The organism is Streptomyces sp. NPDC027663 (assembly GCF_055566415.1).
The window spans coordinates 152,298-178,549 of the sequence record NZ_JBVHSK010000006.1; the positions used below are offsets into that span (position 1 = coordinate 152,298).

General features: G+C 73.4%; 26 protein-coding genes. 12 read left to right on the forward strand and 14 right to left on the reverse strand.

Features of this window, described 5'->3' with window-relative positions; all coding sequences use genetic code 11:
* Positions 1 to 40: 40 nt before the first annotated feature.
* On the reverse strand, positions 41 to 946 hold the full coding sequence (locus ACZ4SF_RS18520) for a MurR/RpiR family transcriptional regulator (RefSeq protein ID WP_468385223.1): 906 nt from the start codon (positions 944 to 946) through the stop codon (positions 41 to 43).
* Between the two features lie 56 nt (positions 947 to 1,002).
* Here ACZ4SF_RS18520 and ACZ4SF_RS18525 point away from each other — a divergent pair, with 56 nt between their 5' ends.
* Together ACZ4SF_RS18525 and ACZ4SF_RS18530 are read left to right on the forward strand one after the other, a co-directional pair.
* Positions 1,003 to 1,386: a hypothetical protein gene (locus ACZ4SF_RS18525; RefSeq protein WP_468385226.1), complete on the forward strand. Its 384-nt coding sequence runs from the start codon at positions 1,003 to 1,005 to the stop codon at positions 1,384 to 1,386.
* Between the two features lie 7 nt (positions 1,387 to 1,393).
* Entirely contained in the window at positions 1,394 to 1,669 is a 276-nt protein-coding gene (locus ACZ4SF_RS18530; RefSeq protein ID WP_468385228.1) for a DUF4031 domain-containing protein, read from the forward strand.
* Here the strand turns inward: ACZ4SF_RS18530 and ACZ4SF_RS18535 are convergent.
* Together ACZ4SF_RS18535 and ACZ4SF_RS18540 are read right to left on the reverse strand one after the other, a co-directional pair.
* Positions 1,651 to 2,751 (reverse strand): GNAT family N-acetyltransferase, encoded by a 1,101-nt coding sequence (locus ACZ4SF_RS18535; RefSeq protein ID WP_468385231.1) that lies wholly within the window; start codon positions 2,749 to 2,751, stop codon positions 1,651 to 1,653. The genes ACZ4SF_RS18530 and ACZ4SF_RS18535 overlap by 19 nt on opposite strands.
* 26 nt (positions 2,752 to 2,777) lie before the next feature.
* Positions 2,778 to 3,422, reverse strand: coding sequence for an HD domain-containing protein (locus ACZ4SF_RS18540; protein WP_468385234.1), 645 nt, complete (start codon positions 3,420 to 3,422; stop codon positions 2,778 to 2,780).
* A 344-nt stretch (positions 3,423 to 3,766) separates the two neighbouring features.
* On the opposite strand from ACZ4SF_RS18540, the gene ACZ4SF_RS18545 reads away from it, so the two are divergent.
* Positions 3,767 to 4,465, forward strand: a complete 699-nt coding sequence (locus tag ACZ4SF_RS18545) for a copper homeostasis protein CutC (RefSeq protein ID WP_468385237.1) — start codon at positions 3,767 to 3,769, stop codon at positions 4,463 to 4,465.
* A gap of 95 nt (positions 4,466 to 4,560) precedes the next feature.
* On the opposite strand, the gene ACZ4SF_RS18550 is transcribed toward ACZ4SF_RS18545, so the two are convergent.
* Positions 4,561 to 5,319 carry an LppU/SCO3897 family protein gene (locus ACZ4SF_RS18550; RefSeq protein WP_468385240.1) on the reverse strand — a complete coding sequence of 253 codons (759 nt, stop codon included), beginning with the start codon at positions 5,317 to 5,319 and terminating at the stop codon, positions 4,561 to 4,563.
* Positions 5,320 to 5,361: 42 nt separating this feature from the next.
* Positions 5,362 to 7,431, reverse strand: coding sequence for a HelD family protein (locus ACZ4SF_RS18555; protein WP_468385242.1), 2,070 nt, complete (start codon positions 7,429 to 7,431; stop codon positions 5,362 to 5,364).
* A 263-nt stretch (positions 7,432 to 7,694) separates the two neighbouring features.
* On the opposite strand from ACZ4SF_RS18555, the gene ACZ4SF_RS18560 reads away from it, so the two are divergent.
* The 3 genes from ACZ4SF_RS18560 to ACZ4SF_RS18570 are packed head-to-tail and all read left to right on the forward strand — an operon-like array spanning position 7,695 to position 9,376.
* Positions 7,695 to 7,877, forward strand: a complete 183-nt coding sequence (locus ACZ4SF_RS18560; RefSeq protein WP_468385244.1) for a hypothetical protein — start codon at positions 7,695 to 7,697, stop codon at positions 7,875 to 7,877.
* Between the two features lie 18 nt (positions 7,878 to 7,895).
* The gene (locus ACZ4SF_RS18565; RefSeq protein WP_468385247.1) at positions 7,896 to 9,083 is read left to right on the forward strand and encodes a glycosyltransferase 87 family protein; all 1,188 of its coding nucleotides are present in this window, start codon (positions 7,896 to 7,898) and stop codon (positions 9,081 to 9,083) included.
* Positions 9,047 to 9,376: an SH3 domain-containing protein gene (locus tag ACZ4SF_RS18570; protein WP_468385250.1), complete on the forward strand. Its 330-nt coding sequence runs from the start codon at positions 9,047 to 9,049 to the stop codon at positions 9,374 to 9,376. The genes ACZ4SF_RS18565 and ACZ4SF_RS18570 overlap by 37 nt, the downstream gene beginning before the upstream one ends.
* A gap of 20 nt (positions 9,377 to 9,396) precedes the next feature.
* On the opposite strand, the gene ACZ4SF_RS18575 is transcribed toward ACZ4SF_RS18570, so the two are convergent.
* A complete protein-coding gene (locus ACZ4SF_RS18575; RefSeq protein ID WP_468385252.1) occupies positions 9,397 to 11,040 on the reverse strand; it encodes a DNA repair helicase XPB in 1,644 nt (547 codons plus the stop codon).
* A gap of 183 nt (positions 11,041 to 11,223) precedes the next feature.
* Here ACZ4SF_RS18575 and ACZ4SF_RS18580 point away from each other — a divergent pair, with 183 nt between their 5' ends.
* Positions 11,224 to 11,769 (forward strand): hypothetical protein, encoded by a 546-nt coding sequence (locus ACZ4SF_RS18580; RefSeq protein ID WP_468385255.1) that lies wholly within the window; start codon positions 11,224 to 11,226, stop codon positions 11,767 to 11,769.
* Between the two features lie 201 nt (positions 11,770 to 11,970).
* Here the strand turns inward: ACZ4SF_RS18580 and ACZ4SF_RS18585 are convergent, their stop codons facing one another.
* A complete protein-coding gene (locus ACZ4SF_RS18585) occupies positions 11,971 to 14,556 on the reverse strand; it encodes a helicase-associated domain-containing protein (RefSeq protein WP_468385258.1) in 2,586 nt (861 codons plus the stop codon).
* A 141-nt stretch (positions 14,557 to 14,697) separates the two neighbouring features.
* On the opposite strand from ACZ4SF_RS18585, the gene ACZ4SF_RS18590 reads away from it, so the two are divergent.
* Both ACZ4SF_RS18590 and ACZ4SF_RS18595 read left to right on the forward strand, forming a co-directional pair.
* The gene (locus ACZ4SF_RS18590) at positions 14,698 to 15,756 is read left to right on the forward strand and encodes a hypothetical protein (RefSeq protein WP_468385260.1); all 1,059 of its coding nucleotides are present in this window, start codon (positions 14,698 to 14,700) and stop codon (positions 15,754 to 15,756) included.
* A 447-nt stretch (positions 15,757 to 16,203) separates the two neighbouring features.
* Positions 16,204 to 16,836: an HAD family hydrolase gene (locus ACZ4SF_RS18595; RefSeq protein WP_468385263.1), complete on the forward strand. Its 633-nt coding sequence runs from the start codon at positions 16,204 to 16,206 to the stop codon at positions 16,834 to 16,836.
* Here ACZ4SF_RS18595 and ACZ4SF_RS18600 read toward each other — a convergent pair.
* A complete protein-coding gene (locus tag ACZ4SF_RS18600) occupies positions 16,812 to 17,063 on the reverse strand; it encodes a hypothetical protein (RefSeq protein ID WP_468385265.1) in 252 nt (83 codons plus the stop codon). The genes ACZ4SF_RS18595 and ACZ4SF_RS18600 overlap by 25 nt on opposite strands.
* A gap of 175 nt (positions 17,064 to 17,238) precedes the next feature.
* Here ACZ4SF_RS18600 and ACZ4SF_RS18605 point away from each other — a divergent pair, with 175 nt between their 5' ends.
* Positions 17,239 to 17,622: a cold-shock protein gene (locus ACZ4SF_RS18605; RefSeq protein WP_468385268.1), complete on the forward strand. Its 384-nt coding sequence runs from the start codon at positions 17,239 to 17,241 to the stop codon at positions 17,620 to 17,622.
* Between the two features lie 15 nt (positions 17,623 to 17,637).
* On the opposite strand, the gene ACZ4SF_RS18610 is transcribed toward ACZ4SF_RS18605, so the two are convergent.
* The 4 genes from ACZ4SF_RS18610 to ACZ4SF_RS18625 all read right to left on the reverse strand — a co-directional run bounded on the left by ACZ4SF_RS18610 (position 17,638) and on the right by ACZ4SF_RS18625 (position 21,237).
* The gene (locus tag ACZ4SF_RS18610; protein WP_468385271.1) at positions 17,638 to 18,525 is read right to left on the reverse strand and encodes a 1,4-dihydroxy-6-naphthoate synthase; all 888 of its coding nucleotides are present in this window, start codon (positions 18,523 to 18,525) and stop codon (positions 17,638 to 17,640) included.
* Complete coding sequence (locus tag ACZ4SF_RS18615) at positions 18,515 to 19,210, reverse strand: futalosine hydrolase (RefSeq protein WP_468385972.1); 696 nt, start codon at positions 19,208 to 19,210, stop codon at positions 18,515 to 18,517. Before ACZ4SF_RS18615 ends, ACZ4SF_RS18610 begins: the two co-directional genes overlap by 11 nt.
* Positions 19,211 to 19,233: 23 nt before the next feature.
* Entirely contained in the window at positions 19,234 to 19,731 is a 498-nt protein-coding gene (locus tag ACZ4SF_RS18620) for a DUF2771 domain-containing protein (RefSeq protein ID WP_468385274.1), read from the reverse strand.
* A gap of 105 nt (positions 19,732 to 19,836) precedes the next feature.
* Entirely contained in the window at positions 19,837 to 21,237 is a 1,401-nt protein-coding gene (locus tag ACZ4SF_RS18625; protein WP_468385277.1) for an MFS transporter, read from the reverse strand.
* A 290-nt stretch (positions 21,238 to 21,527) separates the two neighbouring features.
* Here ACZ4SF_RS18625 and ACZ4SF_RS18630 point away from each other — a divergent pair, with 290 nt between their 5' ends.
* Positions 21,528 to 22,454, forward strand: coding sequence for a DUF3027 domain-containing protein (locus ACZ4SF_RS18630; protein WP_468385279.1), 927 nt, complete (start codon positions 21,528 to 21,530; stop codon positions 22,452 to 22,454).
* A 247-nt stretch (positions 22,455 to 22,701) separates the two neighbouring features.
* Here ACZ4SF_RS18630 and ACZ4SF_RS18635 read toward each other — a convergent pair whose 3' ends face one another.
* A complete protein-coding gene (locus ACZ4SF_RS18635; protein ID WP_468385282.1) occupies positions 22,702 to 24,330 on the reverse strand; it encodes an alkaline phosphatase D family protein in 1,629 nt (542 codons plus the stop codon).
* Positions 24,331 to 24,549: 219 nt separating this feature from the next.
* Here ACZ4SF_RS18635 and ACZ4SF_RS18640 point away from each other — a divergent pair, with 219 nt between their 5' ends.
* A complete protein-coding gene (locus ACZ4SF_RS18640) occupies positions 24,550 to 25,512 on the forward strand; it encodes a YihY/virulence factor BrkB family protein (protein WP_468385285.1) in 963 nt (320 codons plus the stop codon).
* A 174-nt stretch (positions 25,513 to 25,686) separates the two neighbouring features.
* Here ACZ4SF_RS18640 and ACZ4SF_RS18645 read toward each other — a convergent pair whose 3' ends face one another.
* On the reverse strand, positions 25,687 to 26,178 hold the full coding sequence (locus tag ACZ4SF_RS18645) for a hemerythrin domain-containing protein (RefSeq protein ID WP_468385288.1): 492 nt from the start codon (positions 26,176 to 26,178) through the stop codon (positions 25,687 to 25,689).
* Positions 26,179 to 26,252: the final 74 nt, after the last annotated feature.

Below are 26,252 nucleotides of genomic sequence, written 5' to 3' on the forward strand. Positions count from 1 at the left end.
CCCAGCGGAGCCGCACGTCCCCACACCCTCGTTCCTACATCTATCGCGAAGCGCTGCGGTGCCGGTGCGCCAACGCCTCGTACGACGCGGCCAGTGCCGGCGCCGCGGTCTCGTACGTCCGCTGCGCCACTCCCACGAACAGACAGTCCACGACCAGCAGCTGACTGGTCCGGGAGGACATCGCGGCCGGCCGCAGCTCCGTCTCCCGCGAGGTCGACGTGGTCAGCACATGGTCGGCGTACTGGGTGACCGGCGAGTCGGGCCGGCCGGTGATGGCGACGGTGGTCGCGCCGTGCTCGAAGGCGACCCGGAGCGGCTCGATGACGTCCCCCGTGGACCCGGAGTGCGTGATCGCGATCGCCACGTCACCCGAACGGAGCTGCACCGCGTTGGTCACCGCGAGGTGCGGATCGCTGTGCGCGTGGGCTATGAGCCCTATCCGCAGCAGCTTCTGGGTGAGGTCCTGGGCGACGAGCCCGGACGCCCCTATGCCGTACACGTCGGTGCGCCGGGCTCCCGCGAGCGCGGTGACCGCCGCGCCCAGTTGCGCGGTGTCGAGCCCGGCGGCCGTGTCGGCGAGGGTCTGCTGCTCCTCGTAGGCCAGCTTGGCGACGACGTCGGCCAGGGGATCGTCGACGGCGATGTCGGTGGTGATCGCGGGTGCGCGGCCGGACTGCTGCTGGGCGGCGAGCCCGGCGAGCGCGAGGCGCAGGTCCCGGTAGCCCGGATAACCGAGCAGACGGGCGGTGCGGACGACCGTTGCCTCGCTGGTGCCGGTGAGTTCGGCGAGTCCGGTGACCGTGAGGGCGGCGCAGCCGGCCGGGTCGCCCGCGACCGCCTCCGCGACGCGCTGCATGGACCGGGTCATGGAAGGGGCGAGCGTGCGCACCTTCGCGGCGAGGGAGCCACTGGGACTGCCGAAAATTTCCTTCACGTCCTGGGTCACCTTTGAAAGATATTTTCGGTTCGGTGTTGCGGTCAAGAGTGCGCACAATGGGGTGCATGGACCCCATCAGCCCCCTGGAGCAGGCGTTGCACGCGGCCCGCGCCCTGGTGCTCGCGGATCTGGTCGCGGGCCAGGTCGCCGAGGCGGACGTGGTCTCGCTGGTGGAGGAGTCGATCGCGCAGCGGCGCTGGTGGCTCGAGCAGTGGCCGGACGGCGCCGCCTTCGTCTCCGGGCTGGTCGCGCAGGACGTCCAGGACGCGCTGCTGGAGCGGTACGGCCGCTGGCCGCTGTGCCCGGTGTGCGGCTCGGGCGACCCGCACGCGCTGGACGTGGAGCCGGAGCTGGGTCCCGACCCGCACTGGGTGTGCCACAAGGCGGGCGTGAAGGTCGCGTCGGTGGGTGCGCTGGGCTCGGCCACGGGCGGGGCGCCGTCCTCGTGAGGCGCCGGTGACCGTCTACATCGACCCGCCGACCACGCCGGGCCACGGGCGGCTGTGGTCGCATCTGGTCAGCGACGTGTCGTACGAGGAACTGCACCGGTTCGCCGAGCGGTTGGACCTGCCCCGCCCGGCCTTCGACGGCGATCACTACGACGTCCCGTCCCACCGGTACGCGGACGCGGTGGCCGCCGGGGCGGTGGAAGTCAGCTCCCGTGAGGTGGTCCGGCTGCTGCGCGGCGCGGGGCTGCGCCGCCCGAAGGGGCGTCAGGCGCGGCGCAGGTAGAGCCGCAGCCCGCCCTCCATGTCGTACTCCTCGCGGGCGGTGCGCTCCTCGTCCACGGTCGCGCGGGTGAAACCGGCCCGGGACATCACGCGCTGGGAGGGCAGATTGCCCGCCTCGATCGTCGCGATGACGGCGTCGACGTCGTCCCGGGCCAGCGCCCACTCGGTCAGCGTGCGCACGGCCTCGGTGGCGTAACCGTTGCCGCGGGCGTCTTCGAGCAGGTCGTAGCCGATCTCGACGCGGCCCTCCTCGTCCGGGGCACCGTGGAAGCAGATGCTGCCGATGGCGCGGCCGTCCTCGGGCCGGACGAGGGCGAAGACCCCGAACTCGGGCCGGTGGACGCCCGATTCGTACGCCTTCACCAGGGACGCGCAGGACTGCCGGGTGCCCTCGTGCGGGCCGCCTTCGAGCCAGTCGAGGCCGCCCGTGCCGCCCAGGCGCAGATCGTCGGCGACGGGCGGGCGGATACCGGTCAGGGTGAAGCGCTCGGCGGGGATGACGAGGTTGTTGTACCAGGTCCACTCGGTGACCGGGGCGCGGCCGGGCAGTTCGCCGCGGCCGGTCGCCCACAGCAGGGTCCGCCAGGGCTCGGGGCCGGGCTGGACGTGCGGGAAGAGCCAGGCCAGTGCGGAGGCGGCGAGATCCGGGTCGGGCTCGTGCGGGATGCCGAGCCCGCGGGCGATGTCGTGGGTGTGCAGGAGCGCCTCGGTGACGCCCATCGCGGCGAAGCCCTCGCGGTCGGCGCTGCCGAAGGGCATGGGGTGAAAGGCGCGGACGCCGGGCGGTGCCGTCCGGACGGCAGCGGCCAGCAGGGCGCCGATCGCCTCGATCACCGACAGCAGGCCGGCGTCGTCGGTGCCCTCGGGGAGGGCGATGCGCAGCGGGAGGCGGTCCCCGGCGCGGACGGCGAGCCGGCTCGCGTAGTGGGTGAAGGCCTCGGCTATATGGAAGGCCGTGGTACGGCAACTCCACTCCAGGCCCGCCGCGTTCACCGTGTCCCAGTCCCGGTCCAGTGCCGCGCGCAGGGTCGCCGTGCAGTCCGCGACGGCTGCCTCCACCTGGTCCCCGTTCATCGTCCGCATGCGCGCACAGTACGGCGCCGCCGGCCTCAGGTCGACAGCATTTCCAGCTCGGCCGCGAGGTTGTAGCGGGCGGTGGCCTCCCAGTGCTCCTGCCCGTACGGCGTGCGGAACAGCATTGGCAGGTCCAGGAGTTGCCGCAGGACCGCCGAACGGCCCTGCCGGAAGGCGTCGCCCGGGACGAAGTGGTACTCCTCGCGGACCTCCACGGTGTAGGCGGCGTACGCCGACGGGGGCGAGGCCAGGATCGCGAGGTCGGCGTCGCACAGCACCTGGCCGTCCCGGTCGTCGTCGGCCGGGTCGTGGGTGACGGTGAGCCGGACCAGCCGGGCCACCTCGGCGGTCCTGTCCCCGGGCACGCCGGCCTCCGGCAGGGCGCGCTCGGCCAGCCGCGCGGACCGCTCCTCGTTCTCGGAGCGTTCGGGCAGGTAGACGGCGTCGTGGAACCAGGCGGCCAGCCGGACCACGTCGGGATCGGCGGCGTGCTTCTCCAGGACGTCGATGCGATCGAGCACGGCGGTGAGGTGGGTCACCGTGTGGTAGCGGCGCTGCGGTTCCTGCCAGCGGTCGAGCAGGTTGTCGGCGTACGGCGCCGGGTCGGGGCCGCCGCCGGGGGCGCGGACCGCGTCCAGGGCGCGGGCGAAACGGAGACGCAGGGCGTCGAGGTCGGCCATGGAACCCATTCTCCCGTGGGGGGCGCGCTCCGCCGTCGCTTGGTGCCGGGCTGAGCGTGGTGTCGGGTCGCCCGTGGTGTCGGGGCCGCCCCTGCGCGGGCCCCCTGCGCGGGCCCCCTGCGCGGGCCGCCCGCGAGCCGCCCCTGCGCGGGGCGCCTGGTGACTCCGGGCCGGCTGTGGGTCGGGGTGGCTTGTGAGCCGGGGCGGGGTGGGGCGGGCTGTGAGCCGGCGGGGCGGGGGAAGGGGAGCGGAACGGCGTCGGACGAAGGAGGGCGCCCTGGCGCTCCCGGACCGGCGTACTCTTGAATTGGACTAGACCTGTAGTCGCCGAAGAATGGGGTGCCATGAGCGAGCGTGCAGTCCTGGAGGTGATCGCCCTCGACGTCGAGGACGCGGTCGCCGCCCAGGCCGGAGGCGCGGACCGGCTGGAGCTGGTCACCGAGATGGCGGCCGACGGGCTCACCCCCTCGGCCGCCACCGTCGCCGCGATCCGTGCCGCCGTCGACATCGACCTGCGCGTGATGGTCCGCCTCGCGGACGGGTTCACGGCCGGGGATCCGGAGCGGCTCGTCGGGGTGGCCGGCGAACTGCGGGCGGCCGGTGCCGACCAGTTCGTGCTCGGCTTCCTGGACGCGGCGGGCGGGGTCGACCTGACCGCGGTGGAGCGGGTCGTCGAGGTGCTCGGCGGCTGCCGGTGGACCTTCCACCGGGCGATCGACCGGGCCGCCGACCGCGACGCCCTGCGCAAGCAGCTCGCCGACCTGCCCGGCCTGGACACCTACCTCACCGCCGGCTCCGCAACGGGCGTGGACGAAGGGCTGTCCACGCTGCTCACCGAGGCCGCACACGGCGGAGAACCGGGGTACGAGCAGCAGATCCTGGTCGGCGGGGGACTGCGCCTGGACCACGTGGCGCAGCTGAGGGCCGGCGGTATCGAGGCGTTCCACATCGGCGGGGCCGCGCGTCCCGACGGCTGGTCCGGGCCCGTCTCGACAGAGGCGGTCGCACGGTGGCGCACGGCGCTGGACGGCGTCGCCGCCTAGGCCTTCCCGGGCACGGGACGGTTTCGGCCCCTGGTCCTTCCCGGGCGCGGGACGGTGTCGTCGCCTGGTTCGTCAGGGGCGCCGGACGGCACCCCTCAATCCTTCACGGGGTGCAGGCACAGCGAGGTCTCTCCGTCCACGCTGTAGTGCAGGTCGGCTACGTAGTCACCGGTGGCGCAGTAGCCGTCCTCCGGCTCGGTGACCTCGAACTGGGCGTCCGGGGAGCCGCAGGGGACGTTCCTGAGGTCCTGGTTGGTCCAGTTGCCGTCGTTGTGCGCGCACGCCCCCACCGAGAGGGGCTCGGAGTTCTTGCGGTGGTGGACGTGCACCCCGCTCCCCTCGGCCGGCTCGGTCGACGCGCCGATGACGATGAGCACGGGAACGGCGATCAGCAGCATGGCGATCCCGGCGAGCGGGATGAGCGCGAACAGACCGGCCGGCCGCCGCAGCACCGGGCGCCCGGGGTCCAGCGGCGGGCGCCAGGCGGCCGTCGTCGGCGGCGGGAGCTTGCGGATGCGCGACAGCGCACCGAGGTTGAGCAGCAGGGTGACCGGAGTGATGACCATCGACAACGGACCCCACCAGCCCCGCACCAGGGTGTCCGCCTGCATCTTCCGGAACACGGCGAGGCCGCAGGTGCGGCACAGCACGCCCTGCCGGCGCAGGAACCGCATCACCACCAGCATGCCCTGGTGCCCGCGCACCGTGACCGGCGCGGCGGGCATCGCCCCGCACACCTCGCATCCGGGCCCCGGAGCGTGCGGGTACGACGCGGAGGGCTGCTGCTGGTACGGGATCGGCCCGGGCGGCTGCTGCTGGTACGGGTGCGGGGGCGGCGGATGCGGCGTGCTCAACGGGGGCCTTTCCAGGGGGACATGCCGGAACGGCACAGCACCCTACTCGGCCAGCTGCGCCGGCAGCGGGGCCGCATGGGTCACGATCAGCCCGGACACCGCCCGGGTCAGTGCCACGTACAGCCGGCGCAGGCCGGTCCGTTCGTCCGGTTCGCCGTCCACCACCGCCTGCGGCTCGTCCAGGACCACGTAGTCGTACTCCAGACCCTTGGCGAGCGAGGCCGGGACCAGCGTCAGCCGGGACTCGCGGGTCGTCTCCTCGCCCGGGGCCAGGTACCCGATGCCGGCCGCGGTCAGCGCCTCGGCCAGCGCCGGGACGCGGGCGTCGGCGGCGATGAGACCGGTCGAGCCCTCGTTGCGCAGCAACTCCGTGCACGCGGCGACCACTTCGGCCGCCTCCGCCGCCGTGCGGACCTCGAAGAAGCCGGGGTTCTCGCGGACCGAGGCGACCGGAGCGAGGCCGGGCGCGATGTGCGGCAGCAGCCGGGACGCGTACGCGATGACGTCCGTCGGCACACGGAAGCCGGCCGTCAGCTCCTCGACGGCCCCCTCCTGCTTGCCGAGATGGCCCAGTGCCTCCGCCCAGCTGCGCGTCGCCCACGGGGTCGTGCCCTGCGCGAGGTCGCCCAGCACGGTCGCGCTGCCGGTGGTGCAGCGGCGGCCCACGGCGCGGTACTGCATCGGCGACAGGTCCTGCGCCTCGTCCAGGACGACGTGCCCGAGCGAGGCGGTGCGCTGGATCAGGTCGGCCGCCTCGTCGATCAGCACCGCGTCCGCGGCCGACCACCTGGCCGACTTCACGCTGCGCACGGGCTTGGCCCACAGGATCGTCTTCTGCTCGTCCTCGTCCAGGATCCCGGCGGCGTGCTCGGCGAGGAACTCGGCGTCGGTCAGCAGCCGCAGCACGAGCTTCGCCGGTTCGACGGCCGGCCAGACCGCCTTCACGGCCGCCTTCACCGCACTGTTGCGGGCGACCGCGTCCTGCACCCGGTCGTCCGGGGCCTCCCCGGCCCGCTCCATCTGCACCAGCACCGCGTGCGCGATGCGCTGCGGCAGGGCCTCGCGGGCGGCGCCGTAGCGGATGTCCCGCTCCAGCAACTCGCGGACCATGCCCTCCAGTTCATAGGCAGGCACTCGCCAGCGCCGTGAGCCGCGCACGACCACCACCGGTTCCGCCGGCAAGGTCACGTGCGCGTACAGGGCCCGGCGCAGCACCTGCGCCATCCGGGCGTCACCCTTGACGATCGCGGCGGGGGCGTCGTCCGTGCCGCGTACCTCGACATGGGCGACGAGGTCGTCCACCGTCGCCTGCTGCACGGCCAACTCCCCGAGGGCGGGCAGGACTTGCTCGATGTAGTGCAGGAACGACCGGTTCGGCCCGATGACCAGGGTGCCGGTGCGCGCCAGCCGCTCCCGGTGGGCGTAGAGCAGATACGCCACCCGGTGCAGGCCGACGGCCGTCTTCCCGGTGCCCGGGCCGCCCTGCACACAGACCGTGCCGCCGAGCCCGCTGCGGACGATCTCGTCCTGCTCGGGCTGGATGGTGGCGACGATGTCCCGCATCGGGCCGACGCGGGGCCGTTCGATCTCCTGCTGGAGGAGCTTGCTGGTGGTGGCGGCCTCCGACGGATCGGCCGGGTCGGAGAGGCGTTCGTCCTCGTAGGCGGTCAGGTCGCCGCCGGTGTAGCCGAAGCGGCGGCGCAGCCCGATGTCCATCGGGTCCTTCTTGGACGCCCGGTAGAACGGCTGCGAGACCGGCGCACGCCAGTCGATGACCATGGGGTCGCCGCCGGCGTCGTGGACGTGCCGCCGCCCGATGTAGAAACGCTCCCCCTCCGCCCCCTCAGCCTGCTCGGCGCCCGGAGCGTGCAGGTAGTCGAGCCGGCCGAAGAACAGGGGGGTGTCGCTGAGGTCGGCCAGTGCCTTGATGCGCTCGTCGATCTGGCGGGCGAGCACTTCGGCGTTGACCCAGTTCGCGGTGACATCGGTGATGTCCAGGGCCTCCACGTCCTCCCGCATGGCGCGCAGGGCGGAGCGGGACGCGGCGAGGTGTGAGCACTCCCTGGCGAGGGGGTCGAGGGGGCCGAGGGGGTCGTCGACGGGCGTGGACAAGGGGGTGCCTCCGGTGGGCCTGCTGCGTGGGCTACGACGATGCCGTCCGGTTTCCGGCCGGACGACGGCACTCCGTGAGGGAGGCGGGCAAGAGCGGAGATTTTAGGCGTGACGGCGGGAGGGGTCCAACGAATTTCCGTCCCCCGGGGGATGCGGGCCCCAGGGTCAGGGCTCCGGGTCCGTCCGGAGGTCTACACGGAGCCGTTCCGTATCGGGCCCGTGGACCGATGCGGGAGAGGGGGTCGCGGTTCCACCATGGAGGCATGAGCGCAGCAACCATCACACCGGCCTCCGGACGGCCCCCGTCCGGCGCAACCGCCGTCGAGGGCACCCACCACCACCTGCTGGGCAACGCCCTGCGCGCCGTGAAGGTGTTCGTGGAGGCGGCCTTCAGCGTCGTCATCCTCGGCGAGTACGGCGAGGAAGCGGGCGTACGCCGCAAGTAACAGCATAGGGTTATATCCGTGCATAAACGGACGGTGACGCCCTGCCTCCCTGCCCTGACCCTCCTCGCCGTCTCCCTCGCCTCGTTCACCGTCCTCTGCGTCCTGCACGACGCCACGATGACCGACCTGCTCGTCTACCGCGCCGAGGGCGCGGCCGTGCTCCACGGCACCGACCTGTACGGCTTCACGGTCACGAAGTGGCACCTCCCGGCGACCTACCCGCCGTTCGCGGCGATCCTCTTCGTCCCCGCAAACTGGATCCCCGTATCCGCCCTGAAGGCGGCGTCCCTGGCGGGCAACGCGCTCCTGCTCGTCGCCCTCGTCGCCCTCTCCGCCCGGCTCGCGCACCGCACCCTGTCCCTGCCCCTCCTCTGCACCGCCACCGCCCTCGCCCTCTGGCTCGAACCGGTCTTCCAGACGTTCTCGTTCGGCCAGATCAACCTGGCCGTCGCCTGCCTGGTCCTGTGGGACCTGACCCGGCCCCCCGGCGCCCGCGCCAGGGGCCTGGCCCTCGGCCTCGCGACCGGCATCAAGGTCACCCCCGCCCTCTTCGTGGTCCTCCTGCTCCTGCGGGGGCACAGGAGAGAGGCGGCCACGGCGACCGCCGGCTTCGCGGCCACGGTCCTGCTCGGCATCCTGCTGCTCCCGGTCGCGAGCACCGACTTCTGGACCCGGCGCCTGTACGAGACCGGCCGGGTCGGCAAGGTGTGGATCGTCGACAACCAGTCCCTGCAGGGGCTGATCGCACGGGTCCTGCACGACCCCGCGCCCGGTCTCGCCTGGGCGCTCCCCGCAGCGGCGCTCGCCGTGACCGGCTCGGTGCTGGCCGGCCGGGCCCGCCACGAGAGCCACGGCATCCTGCTGACCGCGTTCACGGCCCTGCTGGTCTGCCCGATCAGCTGGACCCACCACTGGGTGTGGTGCGTCCCGCTCCTCGCGGTACTGCTGGCGGAGGGCCGTACCCGTACGGCGGCGCTGGTGGCCCTCGTCTTCACCACCCGCACGATGTGGCTGCTGCCCCACGAGGGCGCCCTCGACCTGGAACTGCCCTGGTGGCAGCAGCCGTTGGCAGCCGCATACCCCATCCTGGTGATCGGGCTGCTGATCTCTTATGGCAGCATGATCGGCCGTTGTCCGATCCTTTCGACCGAGCAAACGGGGAAACAGGAATGCCCTTCTCGACCCTTTCGATCCGCAAGGCGGTGACCGGTCTGACCGCCGCCACCGCACTCGCCCTCGGCGCCACCGTCCTGGCCGCGCCCGGCGCCTCCGCCGTCGGCTCCTCCGCGTGCACCAAGAACATCAAGGACAAGACCTTGCAGGTCGTCCAGTGGGACCACGCCGACATGCACACCAGCCCGAGCTTCAAGTCCAAGGTCAAGAAGTCCGTGTTCGCGGGCAGCAACGTGCGCGTCTACTGCACCGCGAAGGGCGGCGACTGGTACTACGGCAAGTCCGGCAGGACCACGGGCTGGATGGAGTACCACGCCTTCTTCTAGGCCCCGTCCTCCCGGGACCCCTAGCCTTCGGCCAGGATCTCGTCCGCGTCCATGATGCGGTAGGCGTAGCCCTGCTCGGCCAGGAAGCGCTGCCGGTGGGCGGCGAAATCCTGGTCGATCGTGTCGCGGGCGACGACCGAGTAGAAGTGCGCCTGGTGGCCGTCGGCCTTCGGGCGCAGTACCCGGCCGAGCCGCTGGGCCTCCTCCTGGCGGGAGCCGAAGGTGCCGGACACCTGGATGGCGACGGTGGCCTCCGGCAGGTCGATGGAGAAGTTGGCGACCTTGGAGACGACGAGCACGCTGATCTCTCCCTCGCGGAAGGCGTCGAACAGCTTCTCGCGCTGGGCGTTGGACGTCTCGCCCTTGATGACGGGCGCGTTCAGATGCTCGCCCAGCTCGTCGAGCTGGTCGATGTACTGGCCGATGACGAGGATCTGCTGCCCGGCGAACCGGCGGACGATGGCCTCCGTGACCTTCCGCTTGGTGGCGGTGGTGGAGCAGAAGCGGTACTTCTCCTCGGTCTCGGCCGTGGCGTACGCCAACCGCTCGGAGTCCGTGAGGTTGACGCGGACCTCGACGCAGTCGGCGGGCGCGATGTAGCCCTGCGCCTCGATCTCCTTCCAGGGCGCGTCGAAGCGCTTGGGCCCGATGAGGGAGAACACGTCCGACTCCCGGCCGTCCTCGCGGACGAGGGTGGCCGTGAGCCCCAGCCGGCGGCGTGCCTGCAGGTCGGCGGTGAACTTGAAGACGGGAGCCGGCAGCAGATGCACCTCGTCGTAGACGATCAGGCCCCAGTCCCGTGAGTCGAACAGCTCCAGGTGCGGATAGACGCCCTTCCGCCTGGTCGTGAGGACCTGGTAGGTGGCGATGGTGACGGGACGGATCTCCTTGCGCGTCCCGCTGTACTCGCCGATCTCGTCCTCGGTCAGCGAGGTCCGCTTCACCAGTTCGTGCTTCCACTGGCGGGCGGAGACGGTGTTGGTGACCAGGATCAGGGTGGTGGACTTGGCCTGCGCCATGGAGCCGGCGCCGACCAGCGTCTTCCCGGCGCCGCAGGGCAGCACGACGACGCCGCTGCCACCGTGCCAGAAGTTCTCCACCGCCTGCTTCTGGTACGGGCGCAGCGCCCAGCCGTCCTCCAGCAGCTCGATCGGGTGCGCCTCGCCGTCGACGTACCCGGCGAGGTCCTCGGCCGGCCAGCCCAGCTTGAGCAGGGTCTGCTTGATCTGGCCCCGCTCGGAGGGGTGCACGGCCACGGTGTCCGGGTCGATGCGGGCGCCGACCAGCGGGGCGATCCGCCTGGACTTCAGCACCTCCTCCAGCACCGGGCGGTCGGTGGTGCTGAGGACGAGTCCGTGCGCGGGGTGCTTGGTGAGGGTGAGGCGGCCGTAGCGGTCCATCGTCTCGGCGATGTCCACGAGCAGGGCGTGCGGTACGGGGTAGCGGCTGTACTGCACCAGGGCGTCGACGACCTGCTCGGCGTCGTGTCCCGCGGCGCGCGCGTTCCACAGGCCGAGCGGGGTGACCCGGTAGGTGTGGATGTGCTCCGGCGCCCGCTCCAGCTCGGCGAAGGGCGCGATGGCACGGCGGCAGTCGTCGGCCCGCTCGTGGTCGACTTCCAGAAGCAGGGTCTTGTCGGACTGGACGATCAGCGGACCATTCACGCGCGGCACACCCTTTCACGACGGCCAAACGTCCAGTGTGCATCATCGGACGGGGTTGCCCCGAGGCCCAGGATGCACCCGCGGCCGGCCCGGGACGAAGGACCGGTGGGCAACCCCGCCCTCCTCTCGGGTGTCTTGACCGGCAAAGGCGGCGCGTCGGCGGCGCGGTGAGGAGATCACGGGATGTCGGCAGGCAGATGGGCGACCGGCGCCGGCGCCGTGGTGGTGCTGGCCGCCACCGCCACCTGGGCGCAGTGGCCGGGGAACCTGGACACGGGGCTGTGGGACGAGGTGCGGCCGGTGATCGAGGCCCGCCTGGTGACCGACGCCGAGGGCAGCGGGTACGGGGAGACGGAGCCCGGCCTCCGGGCGCAGTGGTTCTGCCGGGCGACGGCACGGGATCTCGACGAGCGCGACGGTTCCGTACGGGCGGGCGTGACCACGGCCTGCCAGGAGTACGGCGTGCGCAGGGGCGCCCTGGTGGAGTGCTCCGGCTCCGTCGTCCCGCAGGTGGTGCGGTTGCGGCGGGACGCGGGCGCGGCCGGCGGCTATCGCGTGGTGGCGCGCGAGGAGGCGCCGGACGGCGAGGGAAACGCGGAATGGGTGCAGGAACACTTCAGCTTCTTCGCCGAACCCGATGCCGACGACGCGGTGCCGTTCGCCGACCTGGAGGCCGCCGCCCGGGGCCGCTTCCACCTGCCCGCGGACGCGCCGGTCACGGAGTGCTGAGGCTCGGGGCCGGTGAGGCCGGCGAACGGTGAGGCCTGCGGGGTGCTGAGGCTCGGGGGTTGGTGAGGCCGGCGAACGGTGAGGCTTGCGGGGTGTCAGGCTCGCGGGCTGCTGAGGCTTGCGGGGGTTCAGACTCGCGGGGTGCTGAGGTCTGCGGGGTGCTGAGGCTCGGGCCGGGGCTCGTGGGGTGCTGAGGCGGACTCAGTCCTCCGCCAGCTCGGCGACCCCGGTGATCCGGTGCAGCGGATACGTCCGCACCTCGTCCGCGGTGTGGTCGTACGCCGTCACGAAGCCGCCCTCCACCCGGATCGGGGCGATGACGCGCTGGCTGGCGGCACCGTCGGCGTTGACGTAGCCGATCCACACGGCCTCGCCGGTCAGGACGGCGGCCTGCATGGTGGCCAGGGTCTCGGCGGACGAGGTGCGGGGCAGCTCACCGCCCGCGAGGGGCTCGCCGGCGGGCTTGCGCGGCGCGGTGGCGGCCAGGTCACCGGCCCGGATCGCCCGGATCGCCGCCGCGAGCAGCGTGGCGTCGGGCGGCGGCGGGCCGTCCGGCACCGGCTCGGGCGCGGCGCGCGGCGGGGTGCGGTGGGCGTGGGCGCGGGTGATCAGCACATCGCCCTCGGCGGACTCGGCCGCGGGGGCGTATCCCATCCCGCGCAGCCCCTCCAGCAGTGTCGCCGGGTCGGTCTGGGCGGCCAGCACGGTCGGGGCGAGCCGGCGCAGCCGCAGGCCGGCGGCGCGCTTGTCGGCGAGGATCTCGTTCAGCAGGGTGTCGTCGTCGCAGCGCACGTACGCGGAGGCCGCGCCGACCCGCAGATGGCCGTGTCTGCGGGCCACGTCGTCGATCAGGTAGGCGAGCGGCTGCGGTACCGGGGTGCGGGAGTGCTCGGCGAGGAAGGCGTGCAGGTCGGCGGCGGTCCGGCCGGCGTCCAGGGCGCGGCGCACGGACGCGGGCGTGAACCGGTACACGGTCGCGCCGCCCTTGGACTCCACGTCCGCGAGCACACCCAGCATGTCGGCGAGCGGACGCCGCAGCGGGCCGGGCGCGACGGCCGTCAGGTCGGCCTGGAGCAGCACGTGGTCCAGGGGCTCGGGCAGCAGCGGGGCGAGCAGCCGGGCCGCGGCGGCGGTCGCGACGGCCTGATCGGCGGCCGGCAGCGGCGCGGGCCGGTCGGCCGGCCGGTGGTGGTGCACCGGGAGCTTGTCCCCGGGCCCGACGGTCTCGGCGGAGCCGGAGCCGGAGCCGGAGCCGGCTGCGGAGCCGGCGGCGGGGGCGCCGGACCTGGTGGCTGCGGCGGCCGGTGCCCCGAAGAGGGCACGCCCGTGGGCCGACAGGGCACCCCGCCCTGTCACGCCCAGCAGCTCCGCCTCGGACAGGGTCCAGCGGGCGAGCCGGGAACGCAGATCGTCCTCGCCGTCCGGCTTCGCACCGCGCAGCGGTCGCTCCCAGCGCAGCCGGGCCAGCACCGACTCGGCGTCCGGGGCCGCGCCCTGCGGCAGTCCGGCCAGCAGGGACAGCACCCGGTGCCGCACCTCGGGCGCGGCGGACCGGTCCAGGCCCGGCCCGAGCGTCGACAGCGTGCGGTCCTTGGCGTCCCGGCCGCCGACGAGCCCCGGTGTGCGGGTGGCCGCCAGCCAGGCCTGGGCCAGCCAGGCCCAGCGCTCGGCCGGGGGCAGGTCCTGCCATTCGTCGTAGGCGGGGGTGGCGGCGTACCGCTCGTCGGCCTCGCCGTCGGAGGCGATCAGACCGGCCGCGTAGGCCAGCTCGGCCCAGAAGGCGGCCTCCGGCTCGGACACGTCCAGCGCCACGGCGGTCCGTTTCAGGTCGCGGACGCTGAGCCCGCCCGCCCGCAGCACGGTCGGCCCGCCCTCGTCCCAGTCCTTCAGCAGCTCCTCGACGGTGGCCAGGGCGGTGTACGCCTGCCCGGCCGCGGTCGCGTCCACCACCTGCGGGCCGTGGGCCGCGGCCGGCGCCACCGCGGGCGGCAGCGGCTCGGGGCTGCGGTGGGCGCGGCCCTCACGCAGATGCAGGGCCACCTCGCGGGGCAGCACGACCGTGCCGGGTGCGGTCGGCAGCAGCAGACCGCGGTCGAGGAGCCAGCGCAGATGTGCCGCGGGATCCGGGGTCACCTGCCCGTACGGCGGCCCCCACACCAGCCGGGAGAGCACCTCGCGGGCGCCCTCCGGGGCTCCGGCGAGCAGCTTCGCCATCTTCTTGCGGTGGGTGAACAGTGCGGTCAGCGCGGCCGCGGCGGACACCGAGTCGTGGGTCGACGGCAGACCGGCCGCCGTCACGATCTCCTGGATCCGTCCCGGTGACATGCCCGAGGTGGCCTCCTGCACGGAGGGCCCGAGCCCGGTCGGGGAGGGATGCTGCGCCGACGGGGCGAGCAGCTCGCGGGCGGTGCGCACCAGTCGCAGCCGGTCGTCGGCGCCCCACACCAGCGCCTGCTCGCGCAGGGTGGCGACGGCACGCGGCAGCGCCCCGGCCACCGTCTCGTCCCCGGCGTCCCCGGCCATCAGCCCGAGCAGCATGTCGTACGAGGCCGGGTCCGGGGCCACGGCCAGGGCCTCCGCGGTCTGCAGCGCGAACCGGTCCAGCCGCTCCAGGGCGCGCAGCACCGAGGCACGGGTGCCGGCGCGGGTGGCGAGCTGGGTGAGATCGGTCGGGACGGGGGTGATGAGGTCCGGGCGGCTGCGCAGCAGCGCGGCCAGGGAGGCGTCGTCCCGCGCGCGGAGCGCCTCCGCGAGGGACCGAGGGGCTGAGTGGGCCTCGGGGCTCATCCGGCCAACGGTAGCGGGTTACCTCCGGCGGTTCAGCCGAAGGACCGCGTCCCGAGAACGCCGGGCGGGCCGGTCGGGGCCGGCCTGCGCTACCTTCGTCACCACGGGGTAACGCAACGCACCCGCCCCGGAGGGGACTTCGTGGGTATTGAGAGCGACCAGGTCGTCTACGAGTATCTGAGCCGCGTCGGTGACATCGCTCAGCGGCGGCAGCTGCCGTCGGCCACACGGATGCGGCTCGTGTCGGAGCTGCGCAACGAGATCGACCGGTCCCGGTCGCAGGCGACGGTGGACTCACCGGCCGCCGTCCGCCGCATCCTGGACCGCCTGGGCAGCCCGGACGAGGTGGTCGAGGCGGCGGGCGGTACCGCCGGTGTCCCGCAGCCGCCCGCAGCCGCCGTACCGGCGCAGCCCTCCGTCCGGGAGCGGTCGCCGGAGCCGGCGCAGGAGGAGCGGCCGAAGGGGCTGCGCCGGGTCGTGCCGCGCCCGCGCGCCGCCGAGCCCCAGCCGGCCGCCCCGCGGGACATCCCGTCCCCGCCGCACCTCGCCGCCGCGCACGAACTCGGGGACAGCGCCGTACCGCCCGACTGGTGGCGGGTGAGCACGGGCGGCCCCTCGGCGGACATCGACCCGGTGCCGGGCTTCGTCGGCGGCGTGGAGATCCCGGAACTGCTCAGACGCCCGCCGCAGGAGGCCGCAGGGGAGGCTGCCGCGGAGGCTGCCGCCCGGAAGACCGGCCCCGCTGCCGGCGCCGCCGAGACCGCACCGGCGCCCACAGCGGCACCGCCCCGCCGGCTGCTGGGTCTGCTGCCGGCCCGGAAAACGGCGGCACAGCCCGACGGGGCGGCCCGTGGACTGCTGTCCGGCTGGTCCAACCCCCTCCTGCTGCTGGCCGCCGCCGCGCTGGTCGCCGGCGCCGTGCTCGGCAACTGGTTCGCCCTGCTCCTGGGCTGGGTGATCGCCTACGGCTCCCGCCGGCTGACGCCCGCGGAGACCAAGTGGGCGGTGATGGTGCTGCCGGGTGCCGCGGTCGCAGGCGGACTGGTGTGGCTGTGGGGCCGCAACGAGGGCCGCTGGGGCGAGCCGATCGTCCAGGGGCACATGAGTGACGCGGTCGCCGGCACCTGGCCGTGGGTGGTGCGGGGGGCGGCCGTGGCGTCCGCCCTGTACCTGGTCTGGCGCTCACAGAAGAAGAGCTGACGCCGGGGGAGGGGCGGCGCGTGTCCGGCTGCGGGTGCGTCGTGCTTGGTCGCGCAGTTCCCCGCGCCCCTGGGGTGGGACCGGCCTTGGGTGTTTTGTGGGGTGCGGGACGTCTGGCGGGGGCTTGTGGTGGGTTTCGGGTGCGGGTGTGTGGTGCCTGGTCGCGCAGTTCCCCGCGCCCCTGGGGTGGGACCGGCCTTGGTGGGTTTTCGGGTGCGGGTGTGTCGTGCTTGGTCGCGCAGTTCCTCGCGCACCTGGGGTAGGTCGTAGTGCCTCGCGCCCCTGGGCTAGGTCGTAGTTGGCCGCGTCTCTGAGGTAGGGCACTGCAGCGTGTTCGAGGGGCGTGGGGAACTGCGCGGGTGGGCGGCATGTGTTCGCGCCCGGGAGCCGGCGGTCACCCCCGTGGGCCGAACCCGTGCGGCCTCATCGTCGGCGGTGCCCGGCAGAATGTCCCCCATGGCTCACACCCTGACCGTCGGATTCGACCTCGACATGACCCTCATCGACTCCCGGCCGGGCATCCGTGCCTGTTACCTCGCCCTGTCGGAGCGGACGGGGGCGTTCATCGACGCCGATCTGGCGGTGACCCGGCTCGGGCCGCCGCTCGCCGAGGAACTGGTGCACTGGTTCCCGGCGGAGCAGGTGCCGGCGATGGCCGATCTGTACCGGGAGATGTACCCGTCCATAGCCATCGCCGCGACGCCCGCCATGGCCGGCGCCCGGGAGGCGATGGACGCGGTGCGGGCGGCCGGCGGGCGGACGATGGTGGTGACGGCGAAGTACGAGCCGAACGCCATGCTGCACCTGGCCCACCTGGGCATCGAGCCGGATGTGGTCGTCGGTGACCTGTGGGCCGAGCAGAAGGCGCTGGCGCTGCGCGAGTACGGCGCGGGCGTGTACGTCGGCGACCATGTCGGGGACGTGCGCGGGGCGCGTACCGCAGGTGCGTTCTCGGTCGCCGTCGCGACCGGTCCCTGCCCGGCCGGCGAACTGCACGCGGCCGGGGCGGACGTCGTCCTGGAGGACCTGTCCGCCTTCCCGGCCTGGCTCGCCGGTTACCGGCCGGCGCCCCGCGCCTGACGCCGGCCGGCGGCGGCCGACCGCAGCACACCGGCGCCGGCGACGAGGAATCCGACGCCCATGAGCATGCTCAGACCGAACATGTAAGCCGGAAAAGGCTTCGCGCCGAGAAGCAGCGGAGCCACCGTGACGAGGGTGGCCACGGCCCCGAGGAAGAAGACGACGGCACCGGCGCGGATCAGTCGGTCACCGGGCGCGGCGGAATTCGTTTGGGTTTTGTCACGCACCGGACCAGGGTAGTTCCCTGCGCGAGAGAACAACCGGGGGACGTCTTGTCACCCGCCCGAAGAGCATTAGCCTTGGGAGCGCTTGGTTACGGCGGGTCGTGGTCGACCCGCTCCAGTGCTATCAAGAGCCGTTTCCGAAGTAGTTTTCCCGACGAGTACGAGGACGAGGACAGACGTGCCTACCGGCAAGGTCAAGTGGTTCAACAGCGAGAAGGGCTTCGGCTTCCTCTCCCGCGACGACGGCGGTGACGTCTTCGTCCATTCCTCGGTTCTCCCCGCCGGAGTCGATGTGCTCAAGCCGGGACAGCGCGTGGAGTTCGGTGTCGTCGCCGGTCAGCGCGGCGACCAGGCGCTGTCGGTGATCGTGCTGGACCCGACGCCGTCGGTCGCCGCCGCGCAGCGCAAGAAGCCGGACGAGCTGGCCTCGATCGTGCAGGATCTGACGACCCTGCTGGAGAACATCACGCCGATGCTGGAGAAGGGCCGTTATCCGGACAAGGCTTCCGGGAAGAAGATCGCCGGTCTGCTCCGCGCGGTCGCCGACCAGCTGGACGTCTAGGACCCGCGGCACCCGTCAGGGAAACGCGAGCGCATCCGGGCCGAGGGGCGGGACGAGCCCCTCGGCCGCCGCACGTGTGAGCAGTCCCCGGACCGCCGCGTAGCCGTCCTCGCCGAGGCCGGCGGTGAACTCGTTGACGTACAAGCCGATGTGCTGGTCGGCGACGGCCGGGTCCATCTCCTGGGCGTGTGCCATGACGTAGGGCCGGGAGGCCTCCGGGTCGTCCCAGGCGGCTCGCACGGAGGCCCGGACGGAGTCGGCGAGCAGGCCCAGCGTCCCGGCGCCCAGCGCGCGCTTGGCGATGATCGCGCCCAGCGGGATCGGCAGCCCGGTGGTCCGCTCCCAGTGCTCGCCCATGTCGGCGAGCTTGTGCAGCCCGTAGTCGCGGTAGGTGAACCGGGCCTCGTGGATGACCAGCCCCGCGTCCACCTTGCCGTCCCGCACGGCCGGCATGATCTCGTGGAACGGCATGACCACGATCTCGCCGACCCCGCCGGGCAGCGTTTCCGCGGCCCAGAGACGGAACAGCAGGTAGGCCGTCGACCTCTCGCTCGGTACCGCGACCCTACGGCCCGTCAGCCCTCCGGGTTCTCCGCTTCCCCCGGGCAGGGACGTGCCCCCGCTTTCCGGTTCCCGCGTGAGCACCAGCGGCCCGCAGCCCCGGCCCAGCGCGCCGCCGCACGGCAGCAGCGCGTACTCGTCGAGGACGTACGGCAGGACGGCGTACGACACCTTCAGGACGTCGAACTCACCGCGCTCGGCCATGCCGTTGGTGATGTCGATGTCGGCGAAGGTCACGTCCAGCGCGGGGGCGCCGGGGACGCGGCCGTGGGCGAGGGCGTCGAAGACGAAGGTGTCGTTCGGGCAGGGGGAGTACGCGATCTGCAGCGGCTCAGTGCTCATGTGCGTTCCAACTCTTCAGTGCGGGCCCGAGCTTCCCGAAGCACTCGGTGAGCGCGGCCAGGGCGTCGCCGATGCGCCAGGCGGCACGGTCGCGCGGTCCGACCGGGTTGGAGACCGCGCGGATCTCCAGCACGGGCACCCCGTGCGCGGCGGCCGCCTCCGCCACCCCGAACCCCTCCATGCCCTCGGCGAGCGCGCCGGGGTGCCGGGCGCGCAGGGCGGCGGCGCGGGCGGCGGTGCCGGTGACCGTGGAGACGGTCAGGACCGTGCCGGTACGGGCGCCGGTGGCCGCGGACGCGACTCGTACGAGTGAAATCGGCGGGCGGTGGGTGACGGTCCCGAAACCGAGTTCGGTGATCGGAAGGAAGCCGTCGGCGGTCTCGGCGCCCAGATCGGCGACGGTGATCTCGTCGGCGACGACGAGCGAGCCGACGGGCGCCCCGGGCTGGAAGCCGCCGCCGATCCCGGCCGAGACGACCAGGCCGTAGGGGCGGCCGGCCAGCGCGGCCGCGGTGAGTGCGCCGGCGGTGGAGGCGGCGGCGAGCGCCGGGCCGACGCCGGCGGCGAGCAGGTCCCAGCCCGCGGCCGTACGGCACAGGGCCGCGCCCGGCAGCCGTACGTCCTCGGCCGCTCCGGGCAGTGCCCGGGCCACCGCGTCCCGCTCGACGGGAACCGCGGTGGCCACGAGTACGGGTACCGAAGTCGTGGTCAGGCCTTCTTCAGCTTGAAGGTCCACAGGCCCTTCTTGGACTTCTCGCCGCTCTGGATCGCGAGGGTGTTGGTCTCGCCCTGCGTGCCGTACTGGACGTTGAAGAACACGCTGCTCGGGATCGTGCGGTACGTCTCCTCGCTGAGATCGCTGGCCGGGCGGCCGTTGACCAGCACGACCCAGCCCTGCTTCGCGATCTCCGGGTCCACGCCGATGCGGACGGTCTGGTCCTGGCCGACCTTGATCGACTTGGCGTCTTCGGCCTTCTTGAGGCACTCGTCCAGCGACTTGGCGTCCAGCGCCTTGCCGTCGTTGTAGCAGAGAGCCTCGGAGTTGACCGAGTCCTGGCCGACGGTGAGCGTCGCGACGGGCGTCGGCTTGTCACAGGCCGACAGGACGAGCAGTCCGGCGGAAACGGCGCCGGCGACGGCGACGGCGCGGCGGCGTCGCACAACGCGTGGTACATCAGCGGCTTCGCCGCGGGGCAGCGTGGTCATGGCCGAAGGCTATCGGGCGCCCGGAGCCGTCCGCCCACGTGGGGTCGGCGTGCCCGGTTCGTTACGCCAGGTGCGCCCGGGGCGGGCGACACGGTGGCCGGACCATTACGCCACCCGGGCCCGCGTCCGCCCGCCGTGCCGGGCCGAGGCCAGCAGCCCCTTCAGCGTGGACAGCCAGCCGACGGTCACGAACGCGGCGCCGACCATCAGCCCGACCGTGCCGTTGAGCGGCATCACGATGCCGACCGCGCCGCCGAGGACCCACGCCATCTGCAGCAGCGTCTCCGAGCGGGCGAACGCCGAGGTGCGCACCAGCTCCGGCACGTCCCGCTGGATCAGCGCGTCCAGCGCCAGCTTCGCCAGCGCCTGCCCGAACCCGGCGACCGCGGCGAGGCAGGCCACCAGCAGCGCCCCGAAGAACACGGCGGCGACGATCGCGGCACCGAGGACCACCGCGACGACGGTGACGATGATGACCTCCGGCGCACGTGATCTGAGCCAGGCCCCCACGGCCGTGCCGAGGGCGTTTCCCACACCCGCCGCGACTCCCACTATCCCCAGCGACACCGCCGCGCTCTCCCCGGTCAGCGGGTGCTCGCGCAGCAGGAAGGCGAGGAAGAAGATCAGGAAGCCGGACAGGCAGCGCAGGGCGGCGTTGGCGCCGAGCGCGTGGGTGACGGCGGGCCCCACGGTCCGCAGCCCCGGCCGCTTGGTCGCTTTCCGGCGCGGCCCGCGCAGATGCTCCTCGTCGGCCGCGAGCAGCGCCACGTCCTCGTCCCCGGCCGAGTCCACCGTGGGCGGCAGCGAGAACGACAGGAACGTACCGGCGACGAAGATGACGAAGGCGCCGTACAGCGGCCACGGATCGCCGACGGCATGCAGCCCCGCCCCGATCGGCGCGGCGGCACCGGTGGCCAGCAGTCCGGCAAGGGTCACCCGGGAGTTGGCCTTCACGAGCGAGAACCGGGGCGGCAGCAGCCGCGGCACGACCGCGCTGCGGACCACGCCGTACGCCTTGGACGCCACCAGCACGCCCAGCGCGGCCGGGTACAGCTCCAGGCCGCCGCTCGCCACCGCCCCCGAGATGACCAGCGCGAGCAGCGCCCGCGCGAGCATCGCCCCGGCCATCGCCGCGCGCCGCCCGTGCGGCAGGCGGTCCAGCAGCGGGCCGATGACGGGCGCGAGGACCGTGAACGGCGCCATGGTGATGGCGAGATAGAGCGCGACGCGGCCCCGCGCCTCGTCGGTGGGCACGGAGAAGAACACGGTGGAGGCGAGCGCCACGGTGATCATGACGTCCCCGGCGCCGTTCACGGCGTGCAGCTCGATCAATTTGCCGAGACCCGACTCGCCCGCCCCGTGCGCATGCGTGACTCTGCGGATGCCCCGCGCCGTGCCGGTGACGGGAGACTGCAGGGCACGGCCGACCGCGCGGACGGCACCACCCACCCGGCCCGAACCGCCGCCCCGACCACTTGCCTTGTCCGCGGCTGCCACGACGTTCATAGTGCCCCGAGAAGGGGGTGGATAGTGCGGATACGGCGCGTATGGCGGCGTACTACTTCCTGGAACCGGGCCGTCGCCTTCCGGTCGGCGGGGCCAGGTGGGCGGGTGGGAAAAACGACGAATCCCGTCCGGTGTAGCGTGCCTGTCTCAGCCATAACGCAGAATGGATGGCAGAGGTGCGCCCAGGCGCGCGGATGCAGACGTCGATGCGGTCCCCAGGTCCGCTCCGTTCGCGAAACCGCCGGAGGCAGCCGCACTCGACGAGACGGCGTAGGAGAGAAGCGATACCTGTGAGCGCAGCGACAACGCGAAGCCGCACCCCCGACCGTCTGTGCGCCGAGGCCCTCGACCTCGCCCGAGCCGCCGCAGAGGAGGCCGCCGCGCCCGGCGTGGTCGGCGAGCACGCCGGCCTGGTGTCGGAGGGCGACCGTGTTGTCACGCACTTCTTCGAGTGCAAGGAACTGGGCTACCGGGGCTGGCGCTGGGCGGTGACGGTGGCCCGGGCCTCCCGCGCCAAGATCGTCACGCTCGACGAGGTGGTCCTGCTCCCCGGCCCCGACGCCCTGCTCGCCCCGGAGTGGGTCCCGTGGAGCGAGCGGCTGCGCCCCGGCGATCTCGGCCCCGGCGACCTGCTCCCCACCGACCAGGACGACCTGCGCCTGGAGCCCGGCTACACGGCCGACGAGGAGCCCCCGCCGAACTCGGTGGTGTCCGAGCCGGTGCGGGAGCTGGCGGAGGCCGAGGACGCCGACGTCACCCCGGGCGCCCCCGCCACCCAGCCGACGACCCCGTCCCGTGGCTCGATCGCCGCGGTCGCCGAGGAACTCGGCATGCGCCGGGCACGCGTCCTGTCCCGTTACGGCCTGCACGTCGCCGCGGACCGCTGGGAGGAGTCCTTCGGCCCCAAGACCGCCATGGCCCAGGCGGCCCCGGCCACCTGCATGAGCTGTGGCTTCCTCAACCCCATCGGCGGCTCCCTCGGCCAGGCCTTCGGCGTCTGCGCCAACGAGTTCTCGCCCGCCGACGGCCGGGTGGTCTCCTTCGCCTACGGCTGCGGCGGCCACTCGGAGGCGGCGGTCATGCCGAAGCCCCCGCAGCCGGCCGCGCCGGTCATCGACGAGACCCGGGTCGACCCCTTCCCGCTCCGCCCGGCCCGCGACTCCGGCTCGGTCCCGGAGACGGGCGACGACGAGACCGCGGAACTCGGCCACTCCTGACCTTCCGCGCGCACCCCGGCCCACCCCGTCCCGCGGGGTGACGGGCCGGGTGCCGCGTCGGCATCGCCGGGCTGGGAGACGGCACCAGCCGGGCGCAGGCGCCGCGCCGCGCCGGCATCGTCGGGCTGGCAGACGGCACCAGCCGGCAGGCGCTGCGCCGCGCCGGCATCGTCGGGCTCCGGGACGGCACCAGCCGGGCGCAGGCGCTCTCTTCGCGGGCGGCGCTTCGCACGCCGTCCGGCGTGGACTACCCGGGGGTCAGCGCGGCCTCGTGGACGGTGTGCAGGGTCTCGTCCTCGCCGGTGCGTTCCAGGCGCAGGCGGGCCGAACGGCCGCGCAGGGTCAGGGTCATGAGCTGGTTGCCGAACCACGGGCCGCCCTTCTTCCGCCAGCGCACCGGTGGGCGGGCGCACCGGCCGTGCCGGGCGAGGAGCCGGCCGAGCAGCCGGGCCGGTGCGCTCCAGCCGAAGCGGAAGCCGATCCTCATCGTCAGGGGCACCGAGTTGTGCACGGGTGAGCAGGTGAGCTGGAAGACGGGGACGCAAGGGCCGCCGGACCGCCAGGACGCCTGGGCGAGGTAGCCGTGGTGGACGTCGCCCGACAGGACGCACACGGTCGCCGGGGCGTCCCGTGCGGTCCCGGCCTCGGCGATGAGAGCGGCGAGGCCGGCGAAGGAGCGGGGAAAGGCCGACCAGTGCTCCAGGTCGGCTCCGCGGCGCAGCCACTCGCCGAAACGGGCCCAGCGCTCGCCCCGTTCTCCGGCGCACAGGGCCGCGTCCCATGCCTCGGCGTCGTGCACCAGGTGCGGCAGCAGCCACGGCAGGGAGGTGCCGATCAGGAGGTGGTCGTAGGCTCCCTCGTCGGCCAGGACCTGTTCGCGCAGCCAGGCGGCCTCGCCGGGGTCGAGCATGGCGCGGCGGTCCTCGGCCAGGACTCGCGCGGCCCGGGAGTCCACCATCACCACCCGCACCCGGCCGAAGTCGCGCCGGTAGCTGAAGCGCACCGAGGCGGAGTCGGCGTCGGCCCGCTCGGCGAGGGCGCGCAGCACGTCCGTGCCGTCCGGCGCGGCGCTCACGGCGGCCCAGGTCGGGTCGTCGGCCAGTTCGGCGGGGGAGAGGTTGCCCAGGTGCTGGTGGACCCAGTAGGACATCAGGCCGCTCAGCAGCCGTTCCTGCCACCAGTCGGTGGTGCGCATGTCGGCGAGCCAGGCGGCGGAGGTGTTCCAGTCGTCCACGATGTCGTGGTCGTCGAAGATCATGAAGCTGGGCACGGTCGACAGCAGCCAGCGGATCTCGGGGTCGAGCCAGGACTCGTGGTACAGGTGGCAGTACTCCTCGTAGTCGGTGACCTGGGCGCCCGGTGCGCGGTCGAGGTCGCGGCGGGCGGCCAGCCAGCGCCGGGTCTCCTCGGAGGTCTCGTCGGCGTAGACCTGGTCGCCGAGGAGCAGCAGGACGTCGGGGCGCTCGGCTTCGGGATCGGCCGCCAGCCGGATGGCGAGGGTGTCGAGGGCGTCGGGGCCGACCGGGTCCTTGTCGTCGGCCGGGGGCGCGGCCCAGCGGCACGATCCGAAGGTGACGCGGACGGTGTCGCCGGTGCCGGGCGAGCGGATGACGCTCGGCGGGAACGGGGAGTCGGGCAGGGGCCACACCGGGGTGTCGTCCAGGAACACCTCGTAGGAGGGTGAGGTGCCCGGTTCGAGCCCGGTCACCGTGACGAGCGCGTAGTGGTGCCCGGCCACCTGGAAGGTGGAAGCCGTGCCGCTCGCCCCGTCCGAGCAGCGCACCTGCGCCGTGCAGGGCCCGCTCGTCTCGGCCCACACGGTCGCGCACGAGCCGTCGGTGTACCTGAGCAGCGGTCCCAGGAGCAGTTCGACCACGTGATCGCCTTCCTGTCTCGCGGCGTACGGAAAGGAACGGCCGTGGAGACCGTACCCGTCGGCGGGGCGGCGGGCGCCCGCCGGTCATGTACCGCGTCTGCCTCCGTCCGGCGCGGGCATGCGGAGAAAGACAGCGGTGGGGTCCCGGGACGGACGCCGGCCCGTGGCCGGCTCCGGACCGCCGGACGCCGGTGCGGCAGGTGAGGGGAGACGCAGACCATGGGGACGGTGGTCCATGTTCCGCAGACACGGGACATGATCGGGGACGAGCTCTCCGGTGACGAGGCGTTCACCGCCCTGCGGCGCTACGGGGGCACGCGACTGCTGCTCGACGCCTTCTCCCGGTTCCGCTACGCCGACGGCTTCACCAACGCCCGCGCTCTCGGCTTCCAGATCGTGCTGGGCATGGTGCCCTTCACCATCGCCCTCGTCGGCCTCGCCGCGGTCGCGCACACCGACAGCGTGGGGCGGGTCGTCGAGCTGACACTGGGGCGGATCGTGCCGGGCGCCAGCGCGGACGTGGTCCGGGACGCACTGCGCGGCACCCGCCGCACCGCCGGCTCCGGCCCGTGGAGCACGGTCGCGCTCTGCCTGGGGCTGGTGTTCTCGGTCCTCAACCTGGCCTCGGCCATGGGGCAGGTCGAACGGGGCGCCAACCGCATCTACGGCATCGAACGGGACCGGCCCTTCCCCCGGAAGTACGGCAGGGCCGTGTTGCTCGCCTTCGCCGCCGGCGTGCCCATGGTGCTGGGCTTCGTCGTCCTGGTCGCCGGCCAGGCCGTGACCGCCGCGACGACCGAGGCGCTGGGCCGGCCCGGGCCCCCGTCGTGGTGGGGCGCCCTGGAGGTGCCCGTGGGAACGGCCCTCGCCTGGGTCGCCTCCGCCGTCGTCTTCCGCTGGTCTCCGCGGCGGGACCAGCCCGGCTACACCTGGCTGGCGTTCGGCTCCGCCGTCCACCTGGTGCTGTGGGTCACCTCGACGTGGCTGCTGGCGCTCTACGTCTCCCACAGCGGCTCCTTCGGTGCCGTGTACGGGCCCCTCACGGCGTTCGTGGCCCTGCTGCTGTGGGCCAACCTGACGGGTGTGGCCCTGTTCCTGGGCATCGCGTTCGCCGCGCAGTTGGAGGCGGCACGCGCCGGTCTGGGCCGCACCGTGCGACCGGACCCCGGGCCGGGGCCCTGACGCGGTGCGGGGAGGCCCTGACGCGGTGCGGAGAGGTCCTGACGCCGGGCCGGGGTCGTGACGCCGAGTGAGGCGGATCTGGCGCGGGGCAGGGGCGGCCCTGACGCCGGCGCGGGACGGCGGGCGTCCCGCGCCGGATGTCCCGGGCCGGGCCTCCGGTCAGGAGCCGACGATTCAGGAGCCGACGATGCCGCGCACGTTGTCCACCGAGCCGCAGCCGGCCTTCAGCTGCCGCTCACGTTCCTGGAGGAACGCCACGCCCAGCTCCTCGCGCCGCTCCATCGCCACGTTCTCGCGCGCGCCGTTGAGGATGGTGCGTTCCTCCTCGTCGGCATGGTGCGTGACGGCCTTCACCAGCTCCTCGAGCTTCTCGTCCCAGTCCTCGGAGCCGACCTCTTCGACCTCGAGCAGATCCAGAAGGGCCTGGTTGCCCTCGTCGTGCTCGTGTTCGCCGTGTTCGACCTCTTCGTCGTCGATGTTCTTGTACCGCTTCAGGGCCGGATAGACCTTGGCCTCCTCGGCCAGCGCATGGGCGATCAGCAGGTCGGCGAACTCCTCCAGCGCGGCGGCCCGGTCGGCCTCCACGCTGCGCATCAGGCGGAACAGTTCCTCCATGCGCCGGTGATCCTGGAGGATGAGTTCGACGACGTCTCGTGTCTGGGCCATGGGACGAGCACCACTTTCGTGCGAACGGACGGGGTGCTTTCCGCCTACCCCGCCGTCCGCGTTGGTTGCCTTCC